Genomic DNA, 23575 nt, shown 5'->3' on the forward strand with positions numbered 1-23575 from the left:
ATGGTCTCGGCCGGGGCTGTGGCGGTCGAGGTGCCGCCGCTGGAGGTGGCTTCGGAAGGGGCGGTGGCAGTCGAGGTGCTGCCGCTGGAGGTGGCTTCGGAAGGGGCTGTGGCGGTCGAGGTGCCGCCGCTGGAGGTGGCTTCGGAAGGGGCGGTGGCGGTCGAGGTGCTGCCGCCGGTGGTGGCTTCGGAAGGAGCGGTGACAGTCGAGGTGCTATCGCCGGTGGTGGCCTCGGAAGGGACCGTCGCCGTAGAAATGGGATCGGTGGCCGCAGCTTCGGAAGGAGCAGTCCCGGCGGTGCTGAGATTGTGTTGCCGGAAAACGGCCTGCAGTTCCGCGGAGCTCTCAAGCGCGGTGTCGCCTCGCTGTGAACCCCAGGCGTACGCGTACTCGAAGGCGGGTGACGGAACCAGCTTGGCCCAGTGGTCCATCATGGTTTCCATCTGGGCGGCGGTGGGCACCACATATTTGCCACCCATGTCGGTGTTATAGTCGCCACCGCCAAACGTCTGGTAGCCTGGAATGATCTTGCTCGTCGGGATGCCCGATGCCTGAGCGGCAGCGACGAATTTGTCGATCATGTTGTAGTCGACCGCGCCATCCGTGCGGACAGGATAGACATCCACGCCGTAGTAATCGATACCGGTATTGGCGGGATTGTACGTGCCCGAAAAATCCGGATTCGCCGACGTCCCCAAGCTCATCATCGTGATGTAGGTCTTGGCGTCCGGCACATTGGCGTGAATCCAGTCGGATTCTGCCTTCAGATTCGCGGCGGAGGCGTAGGTGCCCCATTGGCCGGTGGGATCCGGCTCGTCGACAAGGAAGAATCCGAACAGCTTCGGATTGCCGATGAAAGGCGTGATCTTGTCGATAAAGGACGACGTCGCTCCGTCAGTTTCGTTGAGGTAGACCAAGCCCTTCATACCGTCCGGCAGCGCATTGAGTTGGTCAACAGATGAAACGTCGGCCAGATTGAATCCGGCTTGCGCAATTTCCGTGCCCGATCCACCTGACGTGTAATGCAGAGTTGTCATCCAATATTCCTTTTTCTGTTTCGACCGTGCCTACTTACAGACGGCGTATATTAGCGCCAAATCACATACCGACACCCTCTGACAGAAATATTGAGGTTTGAAGTAGGATTGAGCGTTGGAGGGGCGCTCCCTTCGAACTCGTTTCCGCAACGGTATCGACGACCAGCCAAGGATGGTTCTATTCGGGATAAGACTCGGCTGACTTGATCCGACCGTGTGGAGCTTGGCTCGAATGGCGAGGTCGAGAAGCCGTCCGACGCAGGACGGCCGGGAAATCTGAAAACCAGACCAAAAACAAAACCCGCCTAGCGGCGGGTCGTCAGTGCGAATCTGCACCGTACCCAAATTACTAGCATAGCTGCCGGCACAAAGCAAGAACAAAATGTGACACAATCGACGAAGCTGCCGATCTAGACGGCGCTTCTCCGAAATGCGAATGCGCCTCGCAGCCGGCATTGCCGCAACAGCGGTGCCGTGCAACATCGGCGGCTTGGAAGGAACCCCGGTGCTGTCTCGCCTGATCGCCGGCCTGCTGCTCGCCTGCGGATTGACCCACAGATCATGTATTCGCTTGCGCAGGCGTCGTGGGGCTACCCAGTTGCCTTTTCCGCGAGGCGACGGTTGGACTCAAACATCTTCTGCGGCATCCGCCGAAAGCTCCTGATCATGACGTTCGCGCGGAAGAGGTTGGCCGGATTGGCCGCGAGGCTGGTGCAAGGCGATATATCCCAGACACCAGGGCGCGGACGAGCGGCTTGCGTACCGGCGTCTCGATGAAGCGCCAGACGATAAAAGAGGCAAGGAGGACCCCGGCCAACACGACGAAGAATGCGGCGTTCTTGCCGACATGAGGCGCCAGCGCGTTAAGCGAAATGTAGCCGATATACTGGTGCAAAAGATACAGCGGATAAGTCAACCCTCCGAGCATCATGATAGCCTTGGATGGAGCAATCACGGAGCGGAGCAATATCGCGCCAGCGAAGACTCCGTAGACCACTATATTGGCAGCGAGGAGGGCCGGATACGAAATGGCTGCGCCAAAGTGCTCCTGCATCCAGTTATGAGAGAACATTGCGGTCTGGCAAGACACCAGGAACGCGACGGCAAGAAACAGGAACGCAGCCGGTGAACGGCCCCTTGCAACGATGTCTTCCGCGAGGATGCCGGCGGCAAACAAAGGCGCATAGTTTGTAATGAAGAGAATGCGTATCACCGGGTTCCCAAAGAAGAACTCGTTGGTTGCCGAAATTGCGAGCCAGATGGCCGCGATGGGTATTTTCCAGCGCTGAAAGGCGCCGGCAAAGATCAGCACTGCAACCCAGCCGTAAAACAGGATCTCGAGCATGATCGACCAGTAGACGCCATCCATGGACGGCCTGCCGAAGAGGCGGGCGAACATGGAAAGATTGGCTACATAGGTTGGAACATCGGTCGGAAAACGCTGATCTTTGGCGACGACGAGAACAACAAACGTCGCGGTCATGCAGACGAGGAATCCGGGATAAAGCCGGGCGAAGCGGGCGACCGCGAATTCCTGCCAGGTTCGACCTTCGGCCGACCACGCGATGACGAAACCGCTGATCAGGAAAAACAGATTGACGCCGAGATAGCCGTAGATGGCGTAAGGTGCTGCGGCAGGATATTCCACGTCGAGATTGCCCGCGATCGCGCCGCCAAAAAGATAGTGAAAGAGCACGACCGCGAGGGCTGCAGCTAGGCGCAGCAGGTCGAGTGATGGCATGCGCGCCGGAATGGCCTTGCCTGCCGGTTCCACAGCTACCTCCCGCAGCCGTTTCAGCTTTTGACAACCATCAGCGGCCTGATCCGCAATACCAGTGCTAACGCGAAGACTGCAAACCGGCGGCAGGTCAAGCCTTTACCTTCTCAAGTACGAACAGCTGCTCGCAGGACAGGAACCGCAGGACGCTAAAAGAGCGTACCAGCTTGAGCCCCGCCGCCGCGAAATCCTGTCGTGCAACGGTGAGATTGACGGGATGAGGCGCCGACATCCTTCCGGTGATCATCTTCCGCAGCCTTAGCCGTATTCTCTGGAGGCGGGTGCCAAGGCCGTAGGATACGATCAGGCGACGGCTGGCAACGCGCGCGAGCTCAATGATAATGTCGCGCCTGAGATGTGGCGGGATAAGGTGAATGAGGCGAAGGCAGACCACCGTATCAAAGCTTTCGTCGGCGAACGGCAGCTGCGTCACGTCACATCGGATGAATCCCCGAAATCCTGATTGACCTTCATATGCTGATTTAGCCAAGGCCATCATTTCCATTGAAATGTCTGCAGCCAGCACCCGACAATTATGCTGGCCCAGCACGCCGGCCAGCTTCCCGGTTCCGCATGGGATATCGAGCACCTGAGATGGAGGCGGGCTGCACCTCTCCAGCGCCTTGGCGATGCAGCGTTGCTCCCGTCGCGCAATGACGTATGACGCAACGGTGGACAGCTTCAACCGGCCTGCATAGCCGTTCAGGTACCAGCTCGCAAAACTCGGATCTTGATATCTCTGTTTTGTCGGGAGCTCATAGGCCGCGACTGCCGCGACCTTGGCGTTGTAATTGGCAGGTATAGCCGTATTTGCCGCTGCCGTCTGATGTGGCTCGAGGTTCTCGCTCATATGCCTGCTTTCATACGATTTCTCCTGCAGATGAGATCGAAGATTTTTGTCCGACACGTTCATTGGATAGCCGACCAAGCTGCCCTATTGGCGATAGAGGGGATAAACGGCCAGTTGGCTGCGTCCATCACAGAGAAGGTTTCCAGAAGGCTGGGTGTCTCGCATCCCTCGAACGGATGAGACATGCCGAACTCATGACTGCCGCGCCCTCGCGGAAGTGTGCTGGGGAATAGGGCTACTGCACATCCCTTTCGGAGACGGAACGGTAAACGGACGGTAGGCAATCCGGAAGGATAGTCACCGAAACGCACTCCTTCCGTTCACGATTTTGGCGTCCGTCGATATCCTAACGTGACCACACCGTCATTCATACGGATGGCGCGGATTCCTGGCTCGTCGGCTAGACATCCCAGGAAGAGATGGGCGTTCGCTTCAGCAAATGGACATGACGTCACTGCCAGTAGGCTTCCCTCAGTCTGGATTGAAAGATGATCTTGGAGCTATTTGGGCCGTCCGGTGCTGGTAAGACGACGTTAGCGTCCGAGCTGGTGCACGTTTTGCGAGCTCAGGGCTACTGTGTTGTTTTGCAGACCGGTGACCGCCGACATCCGGTTAGGAGGGCCGCCTTCAAACTGGTCTCCGGCTTGCATTCAAAGTGGATCGGACAGCGTTCTCTCGGTGCAGAAGTGCTTAAGATTCTTCCACCCAAGAATGAGCTGTGGGCGGCTCGCCTGAACTGGCATCTTGAAGCTCTTCTTCAAGCTTGGCGCGCGGCAATAGCGTCCAATGACACGATCTCAATTTTTGACCAGGGTATGGTGCAATTCGTATGTTCACTGGTTTTGTTCAGCGGCGTAACGGATCGTGAAAGGGTGTCGCGCGCGCTCGAGCTTCTACCCAAACCGGATCTGCTTGTCCGATTGCAGGCGCCAAGGGAAATTCTAGAGGTCCGTCTGAAGGAACGCCGGCGTAACCTCGGTATCATTCAGAAGTTCCTCGAAGTCGATCTGCAGAGCAGTCTTGATCATATTGACCACGTTAATCTCATTGGGGAACAACTTGGATCGTTTCCCGTGCCAACAACTTGCGTCGAAAGTTTAGATTCGAACGGGCTCACAGCCGCCACAGAAATGATAGCGCGTGGAGTAATCGACAAGTTCGGCGCGGCGCGGGCGAAATTTAAAAGAGTTGAAGCTTAGAGAGATGCGGTTTTGAAGCGTCGATAAGAAGATATCCAATAATATGGAAAATCGAATTATTGAAAAGGAACCGCGCGAGTTGACATGACATGCGCTTTTCTCGCTACCAGACTGCCTTGGCGTTGACGTTAGCTGCTGTCAGCGCGATATCCATAGTTATCCACGGGGCGGTGAGTGGAGAAGACGTCGCATCAACAAAGTTCGTCGCGCCGGTAGCCATGGACCTGCCGGATTACCTGCACGCCGCGAAGGATGCGGCATTTGGCACAACTTTCACCCGAATAACCAAACCCGGAATCCTCGGCGCCGGCATCGCATGCGGGAGCAAATATTGCAGCCACCGCTATTCGAGCGCCCAGGCCTGGAATGCGGATCAGAGCCTTCTTGTCATCAGCAACGGCTGCGGCGGCTTATGCTTCCTGGATGGGCGCACCTACGCCCCGCTTTTTCGCCGTGATCGATCGACCGAATGCGAATGGCATCCTCACGATCCCGACCTGATGATCTGCGTCGGTGGTCGGAAAATCTCGACCTGGGCGCCACGCACCAATCATGAGGAGGTCCTGTTTGTTTCGACTGACAGTAGCAATCTCCAGTTCGGGCCATACAAAGGTAATCCAAGCCGAGATGGCAGCCGTATTGCCGTACGCGCGGTTCGCCGGGACGGCAAAGCGGTCGTCTTTGCCTACGATCTCAAACAGCGGCGGAAATTTCCGGAAATCAATCTCGCACAGCTTGTCGGGGCCAACGGCGCCTGCTCAATCTCGCCGCTGGGCGTCAACATCTTATGCATTCAGAACCTGAAAGACGACACTGAACAGACGTTCATCTTTTCTGTTGACGGCGTTCTGCGCCAGAAATGGACTGAGCATCATCGGCCTGGCCATGGCGACATGACCGTCGATGCCGACGGCAGCGAAATCTATGTGGGGATCAGTAAGTCCGATCCAGACATATTCCAGGTGATCAAGCGAAGGCTGTCAGATGGGAAAGTCACCTCGCTCATGAGATATGGTGAAGCACAGCATGCATCGCTCAGGTCGCTGGACAGGCCCGGTTGGGTGTTCCTTACCTATTCGGGCAATCCGGACGAAGTATCGAAATATCCGGCTTGGGCGCCGTATGCGCGGGAAGTCATCGCGTTGCGCATCGACGGCAGCGGAGAGGTCCGGCGCATTGTGCAGACGAAGAACGTTCCATTCGACTACTGGAGTGAGACCCACGCCTCGCCGTCCCCGGACGGTTCACAGGTGATCTGGTCAAGCAATTGGGGAGTACCCGGCGGCCCGGTTTACGATTTCGTCGCCCGTATTGACTGGCCGGAAGGATCAGACACTGGCTCGAGAGCATTAGCCGCGAGCGGTCTTCAATAACAAAACCTTCCGGTCGCCTATGGCGATATGGCCGATCGTGCTTGCTCCATTCACGCTTTTAACGCCTCACGTTCAACTTCGCCGCCATACGGCTCCGTTCGATGTCGATTCATTCAAACGGACGACGACAGTGGCCAAGCCTGCACCTAGCGTGATTGTGCAGTTTGCAAGGCTTATGACACTTGCCGGAATCCTACGAATTACAGCGATGACGTCGGGTGACGGCTTGTATCGCCAAGGGCGCTCGCGCCGGAGCTCACTGTTGATGTCACGGCCGAGAAAGGAATAGCAGATGGATACGGATAAGCGAGCCGAAGAGAATGCCTCTTTCAACCCTGAGTTGTTAGAATGGTTGGTATGCCCAATGACCAAGGGCTCACTTGCCTGGGATTCGGATCGCGATGAACTCGTTTCGAAGAGCGCAGGACTTGCCTATCCGGTTCGCGACGGCATTCCAATCCTGCTAGCCTCGGAGGCACGGACGATCACCTCCCGCGTGGTCAAACTTCGCGCATCCAGACGATGATGGGAGCCGCGCTAAAGTAGGCGGCTTTCCGACGACAGCCAGCAATGACAGGAAAGTGTGCCGCGGAGCGCGAGCCGTTTGTCTGCGGACCACTCTGCGCTCGGCACCCGGGCAGTGCCGACCTCTTTGATGCAACGCGCGGCGACCTGAACCGGCTGGGTACGGCGGCCCGCTGCCGGGACAGGGTTTGCGTCATTTAAACAGACGAGGACAGTGGCAAGACCTGCCCCTACCGTGACCTGGGCGAGATGGGTAGCGAAACCAACACCATGAAAGCAAATTCAAGGGCCGGCCACTTCGCGCGATCGGGCTACAGCGAACGGTCAGGAGACGCAGGATGAATCCGCATCTGGTGTGTGTCGGAGGCGAGGATCATGCCCTGCGAATTCCGTTCTTGATGTCGCTGCGAGAGAAGGGATTCCGTGTTACTGCGGTGTCGAGCGGCGGTGAAGCCGCATTCCTGCGGCATGGCATTCCGCATCGCAGCTACGGTTTCGACCGATTTTCCAGCAGCAGCGGAGAATGGGCCGCCATCAGAACCATTCGAAAGCTGATGGCGGAACTCCGGCCGGACATTATCCAAAGCTTCGACACCAAGCCCAACCTGGTGACGCCACTTGCGGTGCGCGGAAGCGTTCCAGTCGTGCGCACTATCAACGGTCTGGGCTGGACGTTCTCGTCCCTGGAACCGCGCGCCCTTGCCCTGCGCCCAATCTTTTGCGGACTGCAATGGCTTTCGTCGTTATGGACGGCGGCTACGGTGTTCCAGAATCGGGACGATCAGGCATTCTTTGAACGCTACCGACTGATCGGACGCGGCAGCGGACGAGTGATCCGCAGTTCTGGAATCGACGTCGATGCGTTCGCCATGGCAAGGCATCTTGCCCCGTCGGCGATGAAAATGCGCGAAGAGCTTGGGCTCCAATCCGCCGAGATCGTAATTTTTGTCGGCCGGCTAACGCGCCAGAAAGGCATCCCGACACTCCTCAAGGCAGTCCCTCGCATCCTGTCGGAAAGGCCCAATGCCCGTTTCGTGCTTGTCGGCCCATTGGAATCCGAGGGCCCATTTGCAGTGGACAAGGCTGAGATCGATCGACATGTGCCGCATGTCATCGCCTTGGGTCCACGACGCGACGTTCCTGCCCTTCTTGGCATGGCCGATCTGTTCGCCTTTCCAACACAATACCGAGAAGGGATTCCGCGCGTCCTGCTGGAGGCAGGGCTCGCGGGATTGCCTATCGTCGCCTCGATGATGCCTGGTTGCAATGAGGTGGTCGAGGACGGATGGAACGGCCATCTCGTCCCCCCGCACGATGCGAACGGCCTTGCCTCTCGAATTATAGAGGTCCTGTCCGACCGCCGGAAAGGACGGACCATGGGCGCTCGCTCTGTCGAGCTCGTCCGGACGCAGTTCTCGCTGCCCTGGGTGGTCGAGCAATATTGCGATCTCTACGACAATGTCCTTAGTGCCAAATCCCAGGGCGGCTTCGCTCGACCGGCATCGCCGGTGTTGCTTGAAGAGCCTGCTGCAAACCGCGGATCGGGTGGAGCGCGCCGATGATCCGGGACGCGATCCTGGCCTGCGGCGTGGCCATGTCGTATGCGGCGCAGCTCTCAGTTCCGGGCTTGCCCTTCGGCTATGGCGAATTGTTTCTCGCGCTTTGGATCATGCTGTCGATCGGGCGGGTGCTCGCCGGCGGTCACTTGGTAGTCAGGCCCGCCCTGATCCGTGTTGCGGGCTTCTGGCTGATCATCACGCTCGCTCTGGGTATTGGCACCATCGTTGGCTACCTGACCACGGTACTGTATCTGTCGGTGGTGATGCACGATGGGGTAGCCTACCTGCTGCTGATCTGCGTCACCTGCCTGGCCGCCGCGGAGCCCGACGCGGATCGCCGTCTGCGCAGTGCTGCCTGGTGGGTGGTCGCGATTGCGAATGCATGCTTTATTGTTCAGCTGGCACTTGGATGGGGTTGGATCCACCAATCCGGCGTCGATCCCTGGTACTGGGATCGCTTCCGAGGCTGGTCCGAGAACCCCAACCAGCTCGCGCTCTATTGCGCACTCCTTGGTCCGCTCGCCTTGCATCTTGCGACGACTACAAGCAAGCCGTGGGCGAGGTTGGCCGGGCTCAGCAGCCTTATCCTGATCATCTATGTCGGAAGGCTGACGAAGAGTGATACCTATCTTTACACGACGGTCCTGGTCGGCCTGATATTTCTTGGGCTGCGGGTTCGGACATGGCTCGCAGCCGGTGACGGCAAGGTCAGCCTGTCCCGGCAAGTTACCCTCCTGCTGATGATTGGCTTCCTTCCGTTGGCCATGTCGATGACGCCTTACATCGTCACGGAGGTGGGCAGCGTCGAACAGTTCGCCTTGAGTCTTACCAAGGACAAGGGCGGCGAAGCGACCGCCGAAACCGCTGCACTTCGAATCCATCTCTGGGGAGATGCATTGGGCAAGGGCCTAACGTCAGGATCCCTGGGCCTTGGTCCTGGCCCGCATCTGGAGCGCCCGCCCATTTCCTACAGCCAATTTCTGCCCCGGCCTTTCGAGGCTCACAACACGATTCTCGATCTGTACACTCAAGGTGGTTTGGTTGCGGTCCTGGCCCTGGCCTGGATTGTCGGCGCGGCGGCTTTATGCGCATGGCGTGCGAAGCTCGATGCCCTGTTCGTGCTGGTGGTGTCGATCGTCATCTTCGGAATGCCACATCTGATCATCCGCCATCCAATCGTGTGGTTTGCGCTTACCATTTGCCTTGTTGCCGGAACGCCGCGAACGATTTCGGCAACCTCTAGCGACCTGAGGTGATGGCATGTGTGGGATTACCGGAATTCTCCTTGCACCCGATGCCGCCAACATCAAACCGCTCAGGGCAATTGGCCAGATGACGACGGCCCTTCGTCATCGTGGGCCTGATGGCGAAGGCTTCTGGATCAATCGCGAAGCCGGCATTGCCTTCGGCCACCGACGTTTGGCTATAGTCGACCTATCGGAAGCAGGACGCCAGCCGATGCATTCGGCAAGTGGCCGATATGCCATTACCTTCAACGGCGAGATCTACAATTTCCGCGATCTGCGCCGCGAGCTTGAAGACGCTGGCCATCGGTTCCGTGGCGCCAGCGATACCGAAGTGATGCTGTGCGCAATCGAGAGCTGGGGTCTCGACACCGCACTCACGCGCTTCGCTGGCATGTTCGCATTTGGATTGTGGGATCTAAAGACCAGGACCCTCCATCTCGCCCGCGACCGAATGGGCAAGAAGCCGCTCTATGTTGCTGCAACGCGCGATGCGCTCGTTTTTGCCTCCGAGTTGAAGGCAATCCATCGTTTTCCAGGTTTCTGTCAGGAGCTCGATCTCGACGCGGCCGCGACAATGCTTTCGAAAGGATGGGTACCGGGAAACTGTTGCATCTGGCGAGGCGTGTTCAAGCTACCTCCGGGCTCGGTCCTGTCTGTGACGGCGGCGGATTTTGCCGAGGCGCGCAGCGCCGCATCCCTTTCGCAACGCGCCCGACACTGGTGGTCGCTGTCTGAAATCGCCGCGAACGGTCGACAGAATCCAATCGCCGGTACCGACGAAGAACTGACCGATGGACTCGACGATCTGCTTCGACTTGCCGTCCGGGAACGCATGATAGCCGATGTGCCGCTGGGTGCCTTTCTGTCTGGTGGCCTCGACAGCTCCACGGTTGTGGCGCTGATGCAGGCCCAATCGCCAAAACCGGTGCGCACATTCACGATCGCTTTCGGAGAAGGCGGGTTTGATGAGGCTCCCCACGCGGCGGAGGTCGCGCGGCACCTGGGCACCGATCATACTGAACTCCACCTTTCAGCAGCCGCTGCGCGTGAAGTCATTCCGGAACTGCCGCGGATCTGGGATGAGCCGTTCGCCGATGAATCGCAGATACCGACTTTGCTCGTGGCGCGGCTCGCTCGCCAGCACGTTACGGTGGCGCTATCAGGCGACGGTGGCGATGAATGCTTCGCCGGTTACGCTCGTCATTTCATGGCTGCGCGGTTGAAACGACAGCATGCGCTGCCGTCGCCGCTGCGTCACGCGCTTGCTGCAGGGGTCGGATTGCTGGCCCGTGCAGCGCGTCACGATTTCGTCGGCAAGCTGCCGCTTTCGGCGAGTGGACGGCACGCGCTGCGGAGCGACCGGCTGCATCGCCTCGCTCGGCTGCTCGCTGCGCCAGATGAGGACGAATTGCATCGACGGCTGACCGGAGCATCGACCGGGAGCCTCGCACTCCACACGCCGCCCACATCAATTCAAGGGTCCCCCCGGCTTGATGGCCTGCTGTCCCGTCTCTTGTACGACGACATGGCCGGTTACCTGCCCGACGATATATTGGTGAAGTTGGACCGCGCCAGCATGGCCAATAGCCTCGAAGGCCGGTGCCCGCTTCTCGACCATCGGGTTGTCGAATTCGCCTGGCGGCTGCCGGCACATGCGAAGGTCCGCAATGGCAAAGGCAAGTGGCTTCTTCGTCAGCTGCTTAGCCGCTATGTTCCGCAACGGCTGATCGACCGGCCGAAGCAGGGTTTCGATGTTCCCATAGCAGTCTGGCTGAGCGGCCCGTTGCGCATCTGGGCCAGCGATCTAGTCGCCGATATACGCCTCTCCGGAGATGGGATCTTCGACTTTGCGAAGGTCGAAACCTGCTGGCGCGACCATCTTGACGGAAGACAGGATCATTCTCGCGATTTGTGGCCCGCGTTGATGTTCCAGGCCTGGCGCAACGAGGCCGGGCGGTCCGCCGGGCCGGCAACGGGCATGTCCACAGCGCTCGAACTGACAGGAGTATGAGATGGAAGGTTCCATAGTCAGCCGAATTCACCTTCCGCGCGCCACTGAAATGCACGTGCCGACGCGCGAGATCAATCCGCGCATGAGGCCATTCCTGCGCGAACAGGTCGACGCGCAGACCCCCTTCCATCAACTCCTCATTACCATCGCGAGGAGAAAATGGTTCCTGCTTGCAATGGTGATTTTGGGCGGAGTGTTGGCTGGGCTTGCGGGTTTTGTGCGTCCTGTCCTGTTCGAGGCGACCGCACAGGTGATTGTCGATGCTCCTGGCAGGAACGCGGCTCCCGGAGGTGCGGATTCTGCTCAGGAGATGCTGGATGCGAGCATTGATGACCACTTAACCATGCTCTCTTCGCAGGGGCATCTGCGTCGCCTGGTGGCAGCCCTACGCGAGACAAAGATCGGCAACATTGCTGAGCAAGGTGATGTCGGAAATTCCCGCGCCGCCCCGGTAGGCGGCAACCTGCAGAACATACGCACCTTCGCAGCTGGTCTGCTAGAAAGGATTTGGCCGCAGGGCAGGCCGGAGGCGGCCGATGCAGCCGAACTCAAGGCATTGCGGAAGGGCATGAGGGTTGGACAGGAACTGAGATCAAGGGTGATCACCGTCGGCTTCACCGACGACGATCCGGCGCGAGCCGCCCTGGTGGCCAATACGTTCGTCCAAGTATACATCGACGATCTCGCACAGAAGCGCAGGGCGTCAGACAGGCTGGAACTCGCCTCGATCGTCGCCAGCCTGCCGGTCGTACAAAGCGACCTGGCGAAAGCGACCGACCGCCTGGAAAAGTATCGACTGAGCCATGGCGCGGTCGATCAAGGTGCGGCGGATAACGCTGCCAAGGAGACAGCCGAACTTAGTCAGCAGATATCCTTGTCGAAAGCGGATCTCTCAGCGACGGAATCTCACCTTCAGCACATCGAGGCTTTGCGAGAGGAAGGAGCATCGGTCGCGGCGCTCGCCGAAGCGATCGGGTCTCCGGTATTGGCCGACATGGCGGCCCGCCAAGCCAACGACAATGCGGATGCGGGCCTTAGCACTGCGATCAACGGCGAGATCGAACAAGGCACTGCTCGCATTGCGGCGGAGGGGAACATCTACCGTGCCCAGATCGCTGCTCTGGAGGGCCGTAAGAATGTGCTCGATGCGGTGGTGGCCGACACAGCCGGCCGGCTTTCCGGCTTGCGTGCGCTCGAGCCGCAGGTCAGCATCCTGACGCAGCGATACAACCAGCTTCTCACCCAACAACAGGATCTGGTGCAGCGCATCGCAACTCCCTTGCCCGGGGTCTCGATCCTTTCAGCGGCATGGCCGCCAACGAATCCAAAAACCCTGCCGCCCATCTTTCTTATTCCGCCCGGCATGATCGTGTTTGGCCTCATTGGCGGGGTCTTCGTCTTGGTCCGCAGCCGTCTCAATCAGACCTTGCGCGGCGGGGCCGAAGCTGAAGCCGCGCTCAGGGTTCCGTGCCTGGGGCTGATACCGGAAGCGCCCACAATACACGCGAAACGACTACAGCAGCTGGTTCTCGGCCAGCAAAACTGCAGCTACAGCCGAGCCGTCACTTCTCTCCTTGTCACCGTGGCTCTCAACAAAGCGAGAGGCCGTGCGTCGCACGTCATCCTCGTCACGTCCAGCGTCCGGCATGATGGCAAGACCGAGCTCGCATGGAGCCTCGCCTTGGCAGCTACCCGACTTGGGGGACGAGTGCTTTTTCTCGATCTTGATGGCACGGGCGCCCGCCTCACGAACGAGTTTCTGAACGAATTCGGTGCGTTCAAGCCGCATAAATCCTTTGGAGACTATATGAGCGACCGTTGTCCGCTGCACGACGCGGTCACGGGAATGCCTGAAATTGGAATCGACTTCATGGCACTCGCACCATCAGAGGATCTGCTGCCGCAACTGTCCATGATCGACGGGTCCCTGGTCACAGATGAGCTGCGCTCGATGTACAGCATCGTCATCATAAATGGACCGCTGGGACTTGGAGGACCTGAGGCCAGGCTACTGACGGGCTGGGCTGACGCAGTTCTTTTCGCTGTTCGCTGGGCCAGGACGCGTCGCAGCATCGCGCGTGGTGTTCTGCAGTTGCTGACGGAGGACGAGACGGCTCAGGTCCCCGTAGGCAGCGTTCTCACGCAGGTCAATCTTAGGAAACACGCCGGCTACCGGTTTGGGGACAGCGCGGATCTCTTGCTCGAGAGAACATCATGAATGTCACATGCGGGATTCCGCGTAACGACCGCCACGGCATTCGACCTGTCGAGCGGAAGATAATATCGACGATCTCGCAGTCCGGAGCAGGGTCCGCGGCCAAAGGCGATCAAGGCGAAGAAATGCGCGACGCCGGCGCAAAAGACATCGACGATTTCAGCGATCCGAAGCTCGCCCGCTTCCCTGCGGCCTCCGTTGCTCCAACGAATATGGTTTTGCCGCACAAGGAGGACACGGGCCGGGGTCTCGGCTATGCCAGCATCTTCGCTCTTTTGGTCTATATCGGGGGTGCGGGCTTGACCAGCTTGGCGCAGTTATTGATTGCGCGCATCGTTGGCTCCACCAGCTATGGCATTTACTCCTATGTTCTGGCCTGGACCTCGGTGCTTGCCTATCTTGCAACGCTTGGTTTCCATGTATCCTTGTTGCGTTTCGTCTCCGCCTACAGTGCCAAAGGGCGGCTTGACCTGGTACACGGCGTAATCAGGTTTGCTCTGCAGAGGTCGCTGGCGGCGGCGACACTATTCGGCATCGTTGGCGCCGCCTTGATCTTTTTCTTTTCAGATCCTTCTCACAAGGAGCTTCAAATCAGCCAGCTGCTAGGCATGGCAGCAGTGCCTTTGGTCACCGCCTACGCTTTGGGCGCAACACTTGTTCGTGCTTTCGGCGGCGGTGTCTCGGCCCTCCTGCCGGAACGCATAGTGCGCGACGGCCTCTTGTTGACGTTGCTGGGAATGGCGGGCTTATCCGGATCATGGACCCCCAACGCACCCTTGGTGATGCAGGCGGTGCTGGCAAGTTCAGCCATCACGGTCGGCCTGGTGTTCGTCATGGCGACAAAATTTCAGCCGCCTGGCTTGCGGCAGGTTCAGCCAGGCGACGAGTCGCGGGAATGGTGGTCCGCGGTTCCGCCAATGATGCTCATGGCTGGGCTCGATGTTTTCATCAGCCGGGCCGGAGTCATGGTGCTGGGCTGGACGCATCACATTCGCGAAGCAGGCATTTTCGCATTGGGATTGAACGTCGCCTTGCTTGTGAGCCTTTCCCTGGTTGCCGTCTCTACGATGTTTGCGCCGACAGCGGCTGCCCTTCATGCCCGAGGCGATCGGATGGCTCTGCAGCAGCTGTTTTCACGGGCCGCCCTACTTTCCTCTGGTGGGGCTCTAACGATGGCCATCCCGATGCTTGCGATTATTGAACCTCTGTTGAGCTGGTTCGGCGGGGATTTCAGTACCGCGGCACCCGTCGCGCGGATACTCATTCTCGGATATGTCTTTGTCGCGCTGTGCGGACCCCAGATGCTCCTCTTGATGATGACCGGAAACGAATGGGCGGCAGCCGCAACCATGATCGTCGGCGCTGCGGCCAGTATCATAGGCTGTGCCACAGGAATTGCGCTCTACGGCGCGCCGGGCGCCGCAGTGGGCCTCGCGCTTGCGTTGGCGATTTGGAATGTGGCGATGTCGATCTACATCAGCAAACGGCTGAAAATTATCCCTGGGCTGATCTTTGCGCTAACATCGTTCAGAACGCACGCAGTCGAAGGCCAGCGGCGACATTGGTTCCTGCGCTGATTTGAGACCGTCGCGCCCCGATACGCGACGGCATCAGCGTTCAGGAATTTCGAGTCCAGGGTTGTGTCGGATAGAGGCTGGCGAGTGCGGCTTTGTGGCCGACACGTTACGCGCCGAGTGGCAGATCATCGCCCGACAGGGCCCGCGGCCTACACGGTGGCCTCATTCACCAACGTCTGTTGCCGTACGCTGGCCGCGGCATCCGTTCCATGAAAGTCCCGGTACCATTCGACAAAGCGTCGCACTCCGTCCTCTAGCGGTGTTGCCGGGGCGAAGCCGACGGCCTGGCGAAGATCGCTGACGTCGGCGCGCGTCTCCAGAACGTCGCCAGGCGGCAACGGCACATCCACGCGAACTGCCCGGCTGCCAAGAGCGGTCTCGATGATCGAAATCAGCCGGTTGATCTCCTCGGGCCGGTCGTTGCCGATATTGTAGACGCGATACGGCGCGGAACTTGTGGCAGGGTCGGCGGTGCAAGGGTCCCAATTCGGATCCGGCTGCGGCGGTGTAGCAAGTGCTCGAACCACGCCCTCAGCGATATCGTCGATATAGGTGAAATCTCGCCACACGCGGCCGGCATTGGCTACTTCAATTGGTTTGCTCTCGACGATCGCGCGCGTGAACAAGTAGACGGCCATGTCGGGCCTGCCCCAAGGGCCATAAACGGTGAAGAAGCGCAGTCCGGTCACGGGCAGGCCGAACAAATGGCTGTATGAATGCGCCATGAATTCATTCGAACGCTTGGTGGCGGCGTAGAAGCTGACGGGATGATCGGCGCCGTGGTTTTCGGAAAACGGTATGGTTCGATTCAAGCCGTAGACGGAGCTCGAAGAGGCGTAGACGAGATGACTGACGCCATGATGCCGGCAGCCCTCAAGGACGTTGAGAAACGCCACTATATTCGATTGCACATAGGCGTGCGGGTCAACAAGTGAATGACGCACGCCGGCCTGAGATGGACAAGGTGTGAGGGGCGAACGTTTGAAAACAGCAACTGAACGCGCGCGGCATCCGCCAGATCCATTCGTACCGGCGTGAACTTCGCCTCGCTACAGAGGCGTGCAACCGCGCTTCCTTGAGCCGCAGATCGTAATAGGGCGTGAAATTGTCGACGCCCACGACTTTGACACCAAGACGCAAAAGCCGTGAGGCCACGTGAAAACCAATGAAGCCTGCGGCGCCGGTGACGACGATCGGTCCTGTCCGTGCAAGTTTCTTCACCGCGCGGTCCGAACGGGATCGAGCGATTTCCATCTTCTCCACTGCGGCAAGGACAGAATCGCTGCGTAGATCGTTGTCCACTTGTCGCCTTTCGAATCCGTTCGACAGTACCGAATAGCCGGTCCGGGATTGCGGCTTTCGATATTTACGCTGGCGCATCGAACCTAGTGGAGTGCGCAATGCGGTGCACGACCTGCCAAGTCATGACACGCCAACTTGCGTAGTTTGAATCCCGGGCGGATGCCGACGTCCGGCGATTGGATCTAAGTGGCCGGCCTTACGGCAGGACCGAAATCCGCCCAAGAAGGGCCACCAGTTCCGCCTGGCGTTTTGTTTCGGTCTTGGCGAACAGCGAGGCAAGCTGGGAACGGATCGTGGTGCGGCTGAGACGCCAGCTGCGAGCGATCTCCAAAGGTGCGTCGCCCTGGGCCAAGCGCAAGGCGAGGTGCGTTTCTGCGCTCGTCAAGCCAAACATTCTTTGCAGCGTCCGAGGATTTGGCCCCGACCTGTTGTCGCGATCCAGCAGCGCCACAATGCTCGTTCCGTCGGGAGCGATAACGCCGTTCTCGTTCAGTATCACCGGTCGGTCGCCCCTGCTGCGGATCACCACCCAAGACAACGAGCCCGGCAGGAATTGGCCCGGAACATTCGCGATCAGCCGCCTTAGGGCGGCCGTAAGTCCGCTCGCCGTGTCGGCCGCTTCGCCCTGGCGCTCAAGCGTGGTTTGGGCGGCTGCGTTCCACTCGACTACTTTTCTTTCGCGATTCAGCACGAGATAGCCACAGCCAATGCGATCAAGCACGCCGGTTATGGATTCCAGACTGCGGCCTTTTGGTTCGCCGAACCTTGCGTCCAATGGATCCGATGCGCGATCGGGAAGGTGACCAGAAGAGGGCCGCGTATTCCGCGCTTCAAAATCATACTTGGTCCTCGTAACAATGTACCGATTGCTCGAAGAAGCATCGACCTGTCTATCGATCAGATTCATTTTCTACCCCTAACCCAAAGTTTCACACGCCCGAAATAAGTATTCGGGATTCATGTAGTCTTCTATGTGTAGCTGGATTCTAGTCTTCTATGCGCTGACGGATAATACGTTCATCACCACCTTGAAAACTTAATATGATCCGACAGTTCTAAGGCAGCTCTTAGGCCCCGCTGCGTCCGATAAAATGCGCGCTATGATAGCGGTATGGCAATCCGGCAGTGGTACTAAGCTGTACGTTTTTTGCTCTAGTCTCGACGGGCTAGTCAGAAGGTTGTAGTCTGTGTCCATGAGCTCGCAGTCGCGCAGGTCGAATTCGAACCCGTCGGGCAGATTGCTAACTCATATTGCCTCTGCATCGGTGTTAGCTGCCACACTGATATTTGAAATAAAATCGTCAGCCTTTATTGGGCAAGGCGCCAGTTTTCTGGAATTTATTCCGGCTATTATTATTATCGCCTATCTCGAAGACCGCGTACCGGCGCTCGGTGCGACCATTCTGATGGTGGCTGTCGGGCTGTGGGCACGAGGACACGATCAGATTTCAAGTGGAGATTGGGCGCGCGCAATCCTGCTTCTGGTTTCGGGTGGCGTGATTGCCATGACCTTCCATCGTCTGCGGCAGGACTTGCGTGAGTTGCTGGAAGTCGCGGAGGCCAGGCTCGCTGCCGTCGAGGCGACCGAAAGCCGCTATCGTTGGGCCTTCGAACGTGCTGCCATGGGATTCGCGAACACCAACAAGAAAGGTGAGTTGCTGCAGTCCAACAGACGCCTTTGTGAGATGACCGGGTACAAGGAGGAGGAGCTTGCCCAATTGCAGCTCGATACGCTCGCCCATCCGAACGACCGGGATACCTTGGCGCAATTGCTGGCGAGGCTGGGCAATGACATTTCTTCGTTCGTTTCGGAGGTGCGTCTGTCACGAAAGGACGGTACGGCATTCTGGGCCAGGCTAACGCTTTCTTCGTCCGTGCCCGAGGGTGGCCTCTCGGAGAGCATCTTCGTGGTGGTCGACGATATTTCGGAACGACGCGCTGTTCACGAAGCGCTTCGGGCCCAGAAGGAATGGCTGGACCTCGCTCTGTCTGCTGGACGCTTGGCCACGTGGCGCATAGACCTTAAAGACGGGATAGTCACGGGCTCGGACACGTTCTGGGACATTCTCGGCCTGGCCCAGGCCAATAGCCGCAGTTTGGAGGAGCTGTCAGCTGTCGTTCATCCGGCGGACTGGCCAAAGCTGGCGGCATCGAGAAAGGCCGCACCATCGGTCACGAATTACGATGTTGAGATACGCGTCCGCCGACCGGACGGACATATCCGCTGGGTTGCGCTGCGCGGAAGGGAGGAAAGACATGATGATGGTGGACAGCGGCTTGGAGTGGCTGCCGACCTGAGCGAGAGACGACAAACCACGCTGCTGCGCGCCGCGGCAAAGAAGCGGGAGCGCATCATGCTCGAACAACGTCACAGATTCGGCAACGTTTTCGCGGTGATCACGGCGCTCGTGAAAATGGTCGATGTTCCCGGAAACAACGTCGCCAAATACAAGGAAATGCTGATCGACCGGATACGCGCGCTCGAGGCAACCCATCTGCTTCTTTCACGCAACGGCAGCGTATCGGGGGCGATAAACGATCTCGTTGCGCAAGAATTGCACCCATATATTGGAACACGTGCGATATCGGTCAGCGGTCCTTCCGTGGCGATGTCGGGAGGCGCCGCCGAGAGTTTTGCAATGATCGTTCACGAGCTTGCCACCAATTCCATGAAATATGGAGCGCTTGCCGATCCAAAAGGCCGGATCGACGTAAGCTGGACGTTCGCACCTGAAGAAACAGGCAGTGATATCGTGTTCGAGTGGGTGGAATCGGGGCGGCGTAGGACCTCAAGCGTAGTCCGTCATGGCTTCGGTTCCATGATAATCGGAGTGGATGGAGCGCCGCTTGTCGGTCACTCTCCCAGGCTGGAAATGTCGGACCAAGGGTTGCGGTATTCGCTGCGGCTGTCACGCAAGGAAATCGGATTGTAGTGCAGTGCTCCAATCGGAAAGCAGATATCTAAAGGCAAGTCGCGCTGAGCGGCCTTTGAGATGCGCAGGGTTCCTTCCAAGAATGTCGTCGGCTCAAAGCTGCGCCTCGGCTTTGGGATATGCAGTAAAATGCATGAGGAGTCTTGGGACGCCGTTTGCACGTCCAAAAGGACGCGCGGCGCTCTAGCTGGCATGTCTCGAAAGCCAAGTCTTCAGCATAACGGCAGCCTCGGTCCGATTGCGTACCCCCAATTCACGCAGAACCGCAGCAGCGTGGATTTTCGTGGTCGCCTCTGCGATTTCCAGATCGCGCGCAATTTCCTTGTTTGAATAGCCTTCCGCCATCAGCTTGAGGACTTCCTTTTGCCTCGAAGTCAGCCTGCCAAGGTTGACGCCAGCGGTACGCCTCTGTGGGCCTTTGTCGTCGGAATGGGTATGCGCGTGGGTTGTTTGCGTCGCTCCCGGGCGTGACAGAAGTGCAGGAACATAGATGCGGCCGGAGAGGATTTCATTGACGGCCAAAACAACCTCTTCGTCCGTCTGCGATTTTACGATGTAGCCGTGAAGTCCGATCGACAGAGCCGTGAGTATTTCCGAGCGTGAATCGTTTCCGGAAACGATCGCAAATCGCGTGTCCGGATAGGCAGACAGGATCCCGCCGAGCACTTCTTGATTGAACAGGCCCGGCATATTCAGATCCAGGATCGCAAGATCCACGAACGACTGCTCTGCCAGCAAACTGAGCACCGCGTCGAAACAGGACGCTTCAAAGATCTCCACACCTGGAATGCCTGCGGTCAGTGCCAATCGCAAGCCGCGACGATACAAGCCGTGATCGTCGGCGATGACGATTCGATACATTGAACTACCCCAACGCCTATCTGAATGGATTGAACGGTAATGGCCTGAAAGTCGTGGCCATCCACTCGTCGATTCATCCAGCCGACGCTGCAGCACCCCCAACACCGCAAACGCCAGATTTCTAATATAATCTTAAATGACGGGAAACGCTCCTCTTTTTTTGCCCCTTGTGAGCGAAACCCGCCGAACGTCGTCGAATATACGTTCTGACCTTTTGGACAGCTGACAGACCGGCCGGTCGTTCAGCAGTGCTATAGGTCTAAAGATATAGAACAGCAAAACGGCTGAATTGTTACCATTCGAATGCACGACGACATCCACCCTGACGGCCACATACCATCCAGATGCAATGTCCGGATCAGGGGACAGTGGAGAAATCTCACCGGTCTTCTACGGGAAATCTCACCGGTTCTTCTGAGGGGACAAGAACGCGTTTCCCGGGTGCTGACCAGGGCAGGATAGCCGGCCCGTGACGATAGCGTTCAGGCCGAATGAACAAGGGAGGACCAGGATGAAAGCGGTTATTCAATGTGGAGGAATGGGAACACGCCTCCGCCCCTTCACTTCGGTCTTGCCGAAGCCGCTCATGCCGATCGGCGCACGGCCGGTTCTCGAGATGCTTCTGAAATGGTTGCGACGCAACGGCATTCAGGAAGTTTATATTACAACCGGGTATCTCGGCCACTTGATCCGCACCGTGTGTGGAGATGGCTCGCAGTGGAACCTGAAAATTCGATATACGCAGGAGATGGAGCCGCTTGGCACCATCGGGCCACTGTCTTTGATCAGGGATGAACTGACGGAGCCATTCATCGTTCTCAATGGCGATGTCCTCACGGATCTAAGCCTCAGTCGATTTGTAGCAGCGCACCGTAAGCACACCGATCCAGTGACGATCGCAACAGCCTGTCGCCTGATCAAGATGGATTTCGGCGTCATCGACGAAGTCGACAATACCGTGCAGGTCTTTCGCGAGAAGCCGACGCTTTCGCATCTGGTCAGCATGGGAATTTACTGCATGAACCCGGATGTTCTGCAGTTTATCCCATCCGGCATACCCTTTGGGTTCGACGACCTGATGCTGCAGATGATGCAGAACGGCACAACCGTGCACGTGTACAAACATGAGGGTCTCTGGCTCGATATCGGGCGCGTCGACGATTTTCAGAACGCACAGGCCATTTCCTGGGAAGACCAGTCGGCCTCGATCGAGGTCACTGCGACGGCTGCATGATGAAGTCACGAGCCCGGTTCCCACAGTTATCAGTCTAGGAGGTTGTGATGCTCTTGGTCAGTGCCCCGATCTTGGGTGTGCCGGAGAAGACTGCTTTGACCAAGGTCATCGACAGCGGCTGGCTGACCATGGGGGAGCAGGTACGAGCCTTCGAACAAGCTTTTGCCGACGTTCATGATGCGGAGGATTGCGTCGCGGTCAGTTCTTGCACCGCAGCGCTTCATCTCATTTTGCACGCACTTGGCATCGGACCGGGCGACGAGGTGCTGGTGCCATCCTTGACGTTCGTGGCGACCGCAAATGCGGTCCTCTATGTCGGTGCGACGCCGGTTTTCGTCGACATCGAGTCAGCCGACGTGCCGCTGATGTCGATCGTGGAAGCCGAAGCGAAATGCACGGCCCGCACCAAGGCAATCATTCTCGTTCATTTCGCCGGCTACCTCGCCGATCGGGAACAATGGCAGAGGCTCGCCCGTGCCCGGGGGCTGCACATCGTCGAGGACGCGGCGCATGCGCCGGGCTTGAAGGAGGTGGGGACATTTGGTGCCGCAGCCGCCTTCAGCTTCTACGGCAACAAGAACATGACCACGGCGGAAGGCGGGGCTGTGATCGCCAGGGATGCCGGTCTGCTCGAGACAATCCGCCAGGCGCGTGGACATGGGATGACCACCGGGACGCGTCAAAGGCTGAACAGCCGCACCCCTCAGTATGATGTCACCATGCTCGGATTCAACTATCGCATGGATGAATTGCGGGCTGCGATCGGACTGGTCCAGCTGCAAAATCTGCAGGAGTGGAATGAGATCAGGCGTATCCTGGTCATGCTGTATCGCCGTCTCATAGCGAAGCATTGCCCGGCCGTGACCATCCCATTCCACGAGCCGCGGACGTCGGCCTACCACATCATGCCTATCCTTTTGCCACGCTACGCCGACAGGCAAGACGTCATCGACGCACTGCGCGGGCAAGGGATACAAACCACTATCCACTACCCGCCGGTGCACCAGATGACGCTCTATCGTGAGCTCATTCCCGGTACTCACTTACCGCGCACTGAAGATTTCGCGCAGCGCGAACTGACTGTACCGCTGCATCCGCAGATCACCGCGCCATTGGTCGAATCGGTAGTCGTCGCTCTTGCCGCGGCGGTCAATAATTGCGCCCAGACAGGAACAGCCGCATGAATGCCCTGGATCTAGCCATTCACCGGTCTAACGTCTCGAGCGCCGCCCATGGGTCTGCGAGACGAGCAATCGATCTTGTCATTGCGGCAGCCGCGGCGATCGTCTTCGCCCCGCTGATGCTGCTGATTGCCGTGGCGCTGCTGCTGGAAGGCGGGCGGCCCATCTTCTTCACACAGACCCGCGTCGGGGCCGGTGCTCGCCCATTCCGCATGTACAAGTTCCGCAAGTTCAGCGTTCAATGCGACCCCGGTGGCTTGGCTCTGACCATGGCCGATGACAGCCGCATGACGCCGATAGGACGGTTCCTCGCCGTCACCAAGTTCGACGAACTGCCACAGCTTTGGAACGTCTTCAGAGGCGAGATGGCAATCATCGGACCACGCCCGGAGAGCCTTGCCTTCGCCGATTGTTTTCGCGGGGGCTTCGAAGACGTTTTACAATACAAGCCAGGCTTGCTGGGTCCAGCCCAGGTTCTCTTCCGGCATGAAGCCCGTTTCTATCCGCGATCGGTGGACCCGCTACTGTTCTATCGCCAGGTTCTGTTTCCTGCCAAAGCCAGGCTCGACCTTTCCTATTATCCGCAGCGCACGATCGGCTCCGATGTTGTGTGGATGGTGCGCGGCTTGCTGGCGGTGCTTGGCGTGGTTTCGCCGCCGCCGATTGGACCTTGAGAGCAGGTGGGACATCCGCG

The 23575-nt window shown here is 58.6% G+C and carries 16 protein-coding genes and 2 pseudogenes; 12 read left to right on the forward strand and 6 right to left on the reverse strand.

Going from position 1 to position 23575, the window contains the following annotated elements; translation table 11 throughout:
• The 3 genes and pseudogenes from NKI52_RS21025 to NKI52_RS21035 all read right to left on the reverse strand — a co-directional run.
• Window positions 1-1037, reverse strand: a pseudogene (locus NKI52_RS21025) (calcium-binding protein); the annotation flags it as partial.
• 664 nt (window positions 1038-1701) lie between these two features.
• A complete protein-coding gene (locus NKI52_RS21030; RefSeq protein WP_023675605.1) occupies window positions 1702-2811 on the reverse strand; it encodes an acyltransferase family protein in 1110 nt (369 codons plus the stop codon).
• Between the two features lie 94 nt (window positions 2812-2905).
• Window positions 2906-3727: a class I SAM-dependent methyltransferase gene (locus NKI52_RS21035; RefSeq protein ID WP_352699390.1), complete on the reverse strand. Its 822-nt coding sequence runs from the start codon at window positions 3725-3727 to the stop codon at window positions 2906-2908.
• A 425-nt stretch (window positions 3728-4152) separates the two neighbouring features.
• Here NKI52_RS21035 and NKI52_RS21040 point away from each other — a divergent pair, with 425 nt between their 5' ends.
• The 8 genes from NKI52_RS21040 to NKI52_RS21075 all read left to right on the forward strand — a co-directional run bounded on the left by NKI52_RS21040 (window position 4153) and on the right by NKI52_RS21075 (window position 15370).
• Window positions 4153-4863 (forward strand): AAA family ATPase, encoded by a 711-nt coding sequence (locus tag NKI52_RS21040; RefSeq protein WP_023675607.1) that lies wholly within the window; start codon window positions 4153-4155, stop codon window positions 4861-4863.
• A gap of 89 nt (window positions 4864-4952) precedes the next feature.
• Window positions 4953-6236, forward strand: coding sequence for a hypothetical protein (locus NKI52_RS21045; protein ID WP_023675608.1), 1284 nt, complete (start codon window positions 4953-4955; stop codon window positions 6234-6236).
• A gap of 292 nt (window positions 6237-6528) precedes the next feature.
• A complete protein-coding gene (locus tag NKI52_RS21050) occupies window positions 6529-6762 on the forward strand; it encodes a Trm112 family protein (protein WP_023675609.1) in 234 nt (77 codons plus the stop codon).
• Window positions 6763-7099: 337 nt separating this feature from the next.
• A complete protein-coding gene (locus tag NKI52_RS21055) occupies window positions 7100-8323 on the forward strand; it encodes a glycosyltransferase family 4 protein (RefSeq protein ID WP_023675610.1) in 1224 nt (407 codons plus the stop codon).
• A complete protein-coding gene (locus NKI52_RS21060) occupies window positions 8320-9576 on the forward strand; it encodes an O-antigen ligase family protein (protein ID WP_023675611.1) in 1257 nt (418 codons plus the stop codon). The genes NKI52_RS21055 and NKI52_RS21060 overlap by 4 nt, the downstream gene beginning before the upstream one ends.
• A gap of 4 nt (window positions 9577-9580) precedes the next feature.
• A complete protein-coding gene (asnB, locus tag NKI52_RS21065; RefSeq protein ID WP_023675612.1) occupies window positions 9581-11578 on the forward strand; it encodes an asparagine synthase (glutamine-hydrolyzing) in 1998 nt (665 codons plus the stop codon).
• A 1-nt stretch (window position 11579) separates the two neighbouring features.
• Entirely contained in the window at window positions 11580-13796 is a 2217-nt protein-coding gene (locus NKI52_RS21070) for a GumC family protein (RefSeq protein WP_352576392.1), read from the forward strand.
• The gene (locus NKI52_RS21075; protein WP_352576394.1) at window positions 13793-15370 is read left to right on the forward strand and encodes a lipopolysaccharide biosynthesis protein; all 1578 of its coding nucleotides are present in this window, start codon (window positions 13793-13795) and stop codon (window positions 15368-15370) included. Before NKI52_RS21070 ends, NKI52_RS21075 begins: the two co-directional genes overlap by 4 nt.
• Before the next feature lie 149 nt (window positions 15371-15519).
• Here NKI52_RS21075 and NKI52_RS21080 read toward each other — a convergent pair.
• Both NKI52_RS21080 and NKI52_RS21085 read right to left on the reverse strand, forming a co-directional pair.
• Window positions 15520-16624 (reverse strand): annotated as a pseudogene (locus NKI52_RS21080) (NAD-dependent epimerase/dehydratase family protein).
• Window positions 16625-16868: 244 nt separating this feature from the next.
• On the reverse strand, window positions 16869-17579 hold the full coding sequence (locus NKI52_RS21085) for a helix-turn-helix transcriptional regulator (RefSeq protein WP_352455322.1): 711 nt from the start codon (window positions 17577-17579) through the stop codon (window positions 16869-16871).
• A 286-nt stretch (window positions 17580-17865) separates the two neighbouring features.
• On the opposite strand from NKI52_RS21085, the gene NKI52_RS21090 reads away from it, so the two are divergent.
• Window positions 17866-19605, forward strand: a complete 1740-nt coding sequence (locus tag NKI52_RS21090; RefSeq protein WP_352699393.1) for a sensor histidine kinase — start codon at window positions 17866-17868, stop codon at window positions 19603-19605.
• Window positions 19606-19788: 183 nt separating this feature from the next.
• Here the strand turns inward: NKI52_RS21090 and NKI52_RS21095 are convergent, their stop codons facing one another.
• The gene (locus tag NKI52_RS21095) at window positions 19789-20466 is read right to left on the reverse strand and encodes a LuxR C-terminal-related transcriptional regulator (protein WP_023675618.1); all 678 of its coding nucleotides are present in this window, start codon (window positions 20464-20466) and stop codon (window positions 19789-19791) included.
• Between the two features lie 511 nt (window positions 20467-20977).
• On the opposite strand from NKI52_RS21095, the gene NKI52_RS21100 reads away from it, so the two are divergent.
• The 3 genes from NKI52_RS21100 to NKI52_RS21110 are packed head-to-tail and all read left to right on the forward strand — an operon-like array spanning window position 20978 to window position 23555.
• The gene (locus NKI52_RS21100) at window positions 20978-21700 is read left to right on the forward strand and encodes a nucleotidyltransferase family protein (RefSeq protein WP_352679313.1); all 723 of its coding nucleotides are present in this window, start codon (window positions 20978-20980) and stop codon (window positions 21698-21700) included.
• Between the two features lie 47 nt (window positions 21701-21747).
• Window positions 21748-22884 (forward strand): DegT/DnrJ/EryC1/StrS family aminotransferase, encoded by a 1137-nt coding sequence (locus NKI52_RS21105; RefSeq protein WP_023675620.1) that lies wholly within the window; start codon window positions 21748-21750, stop codon window positions 22882-22884.
• On the forward strand, window positions 22881-23555 hold the full coding sequence (locus tag NKI52_RS21110; protein ID WP_023675621.1) for a sugar transferase: 675 nt from the start codon (window positions 22881-22883) through the stop codon (window positions 23553-23555). Before NKI52_RS21105 ends, NKI52_RS21110 begins: the two co-directional genes overlap by 4 nt.
• Window positions 23556-23575 lie beyond the last annotated feature (20 nt).

The sequence above is a fragment of the Mesorhizobium sp. M0590 genome (assembly GCF_040320905.1).
In the GTDB taxonomy this organism is placed as follows: Bacteria; Pseudomonadota; Alphaproteobacteria; order Rhizobiales; family Rhizobiaceae; genus Mesorhizobium.

Excerpts from the sequence above, each read along its gene's own strand:
- NKI52_RS21035 (WP_352699390.1), bottom strand. The coding sequence starts at position 3,727 with ATGAACGTGTCGGACAAAAATCTTCGATCTCATCTGCAGGAGAAATCG.
- NKI52_RS21040 (WP_023675607.1), top strand. The coding sequence starts at position 4,153 with ATGATCTTGGAGCTATTTGGGCCGTCCGGTGCTGGTAAGACGACGTTA.
- NKI52_RS21045 (WP_023675608.1), top strand. The coding sequence starts at position 4,953 with ATGCGCTTTTCTCGCTACCAGACTGCCTTGGCGTTGACGTTAGCTGCT.
- NKI52_RS21050 (WP_023675609.1), top strand. The coding sequence starts at position 6,529 with ATGGATACGGATAAGCGAGCCGAAGAGAATGCCTCTTTCAACCCTGAG.
- NKI52_RS21055 (WP_023675610.1), top strand. The coding sequence starts at position 7,100 with ATGAATCCGCATCTGGTGTGTGTCGGAGGCGAGGATCATGCCCTGCGA.
- NKI52_RS21060 (WP_023675611.1), top strand. The coding sequence starts at position 8,320 with ATGATCCGGGACGCGATCCTGGCCTGCGGCGTGGCCATGTCGTATGCG.
- asnB (WP_023675612.1), top strand. The coding sequence starts at position 9,581 with ATGTGTGGGATTACCGGAATTCTCCTTGCACCCGATGCCGCCAACATC.
- NKI52_RS21070 (WP_352576392.1), top strand. The coding sequence starts at position 11,580 with ATGGAAGGTTCCATAGTCAGCCGAATTCACCTTCCGCGCGCCACTGAA.
- NKI52_RS21075 (WP_352576394.1), top strand. The coding sequence starts at position 13,793 with ATGAATGTCACATGCGGGATTCCGCGTAACGACCGCCACGGCATTCGA.
- NKI52_RS21085 (WP_352455322.1), bottom strand. The coding sequence starts at position 17,579 with ATGAATCTGATCGATAGACAGGTCGATGCTTCTTCGAGCAATCGGTAC.
- NKI52_RS21090 (WP_352699393.1), top strand. The coding sequence starts at position 17,866 with ATGAGCTCGCAGTCGCGCAGGTCGAATTCGAACCCGTCGGGCAGATTG.
- NKI52_RS21095 (WP_023675618.1), bottom strand. The coding sequence starts at position 20,466 with ATGTATCGAATCGTCATCGCCGACGATCACGGCTTGTATCGTCGCGGC.
- NKI52_RS21100 (WP_352679313.1), top strand. The coding sequence starts at position 20,978 with ATGAAAGCGGTTATTCAATGTGGAGGAATGGGAACACGCCTCCGCCCC.
- NKI52_RS21105 (WP_023675620.1), top strand. The coding sequence starts at position 21,748 with ATGCTCTTGGTCAGTGCCCCGATCTTGGGTGTGCCGGAGAAGACTGCT.
- NKI52_RS21110 (WP_023675621.1), top strand. The coding sequence starts at position 22,881 with ATGAATGCCCTGGATCTAGCCATTCACCGGTCTAACGTCTCGAGCGCC.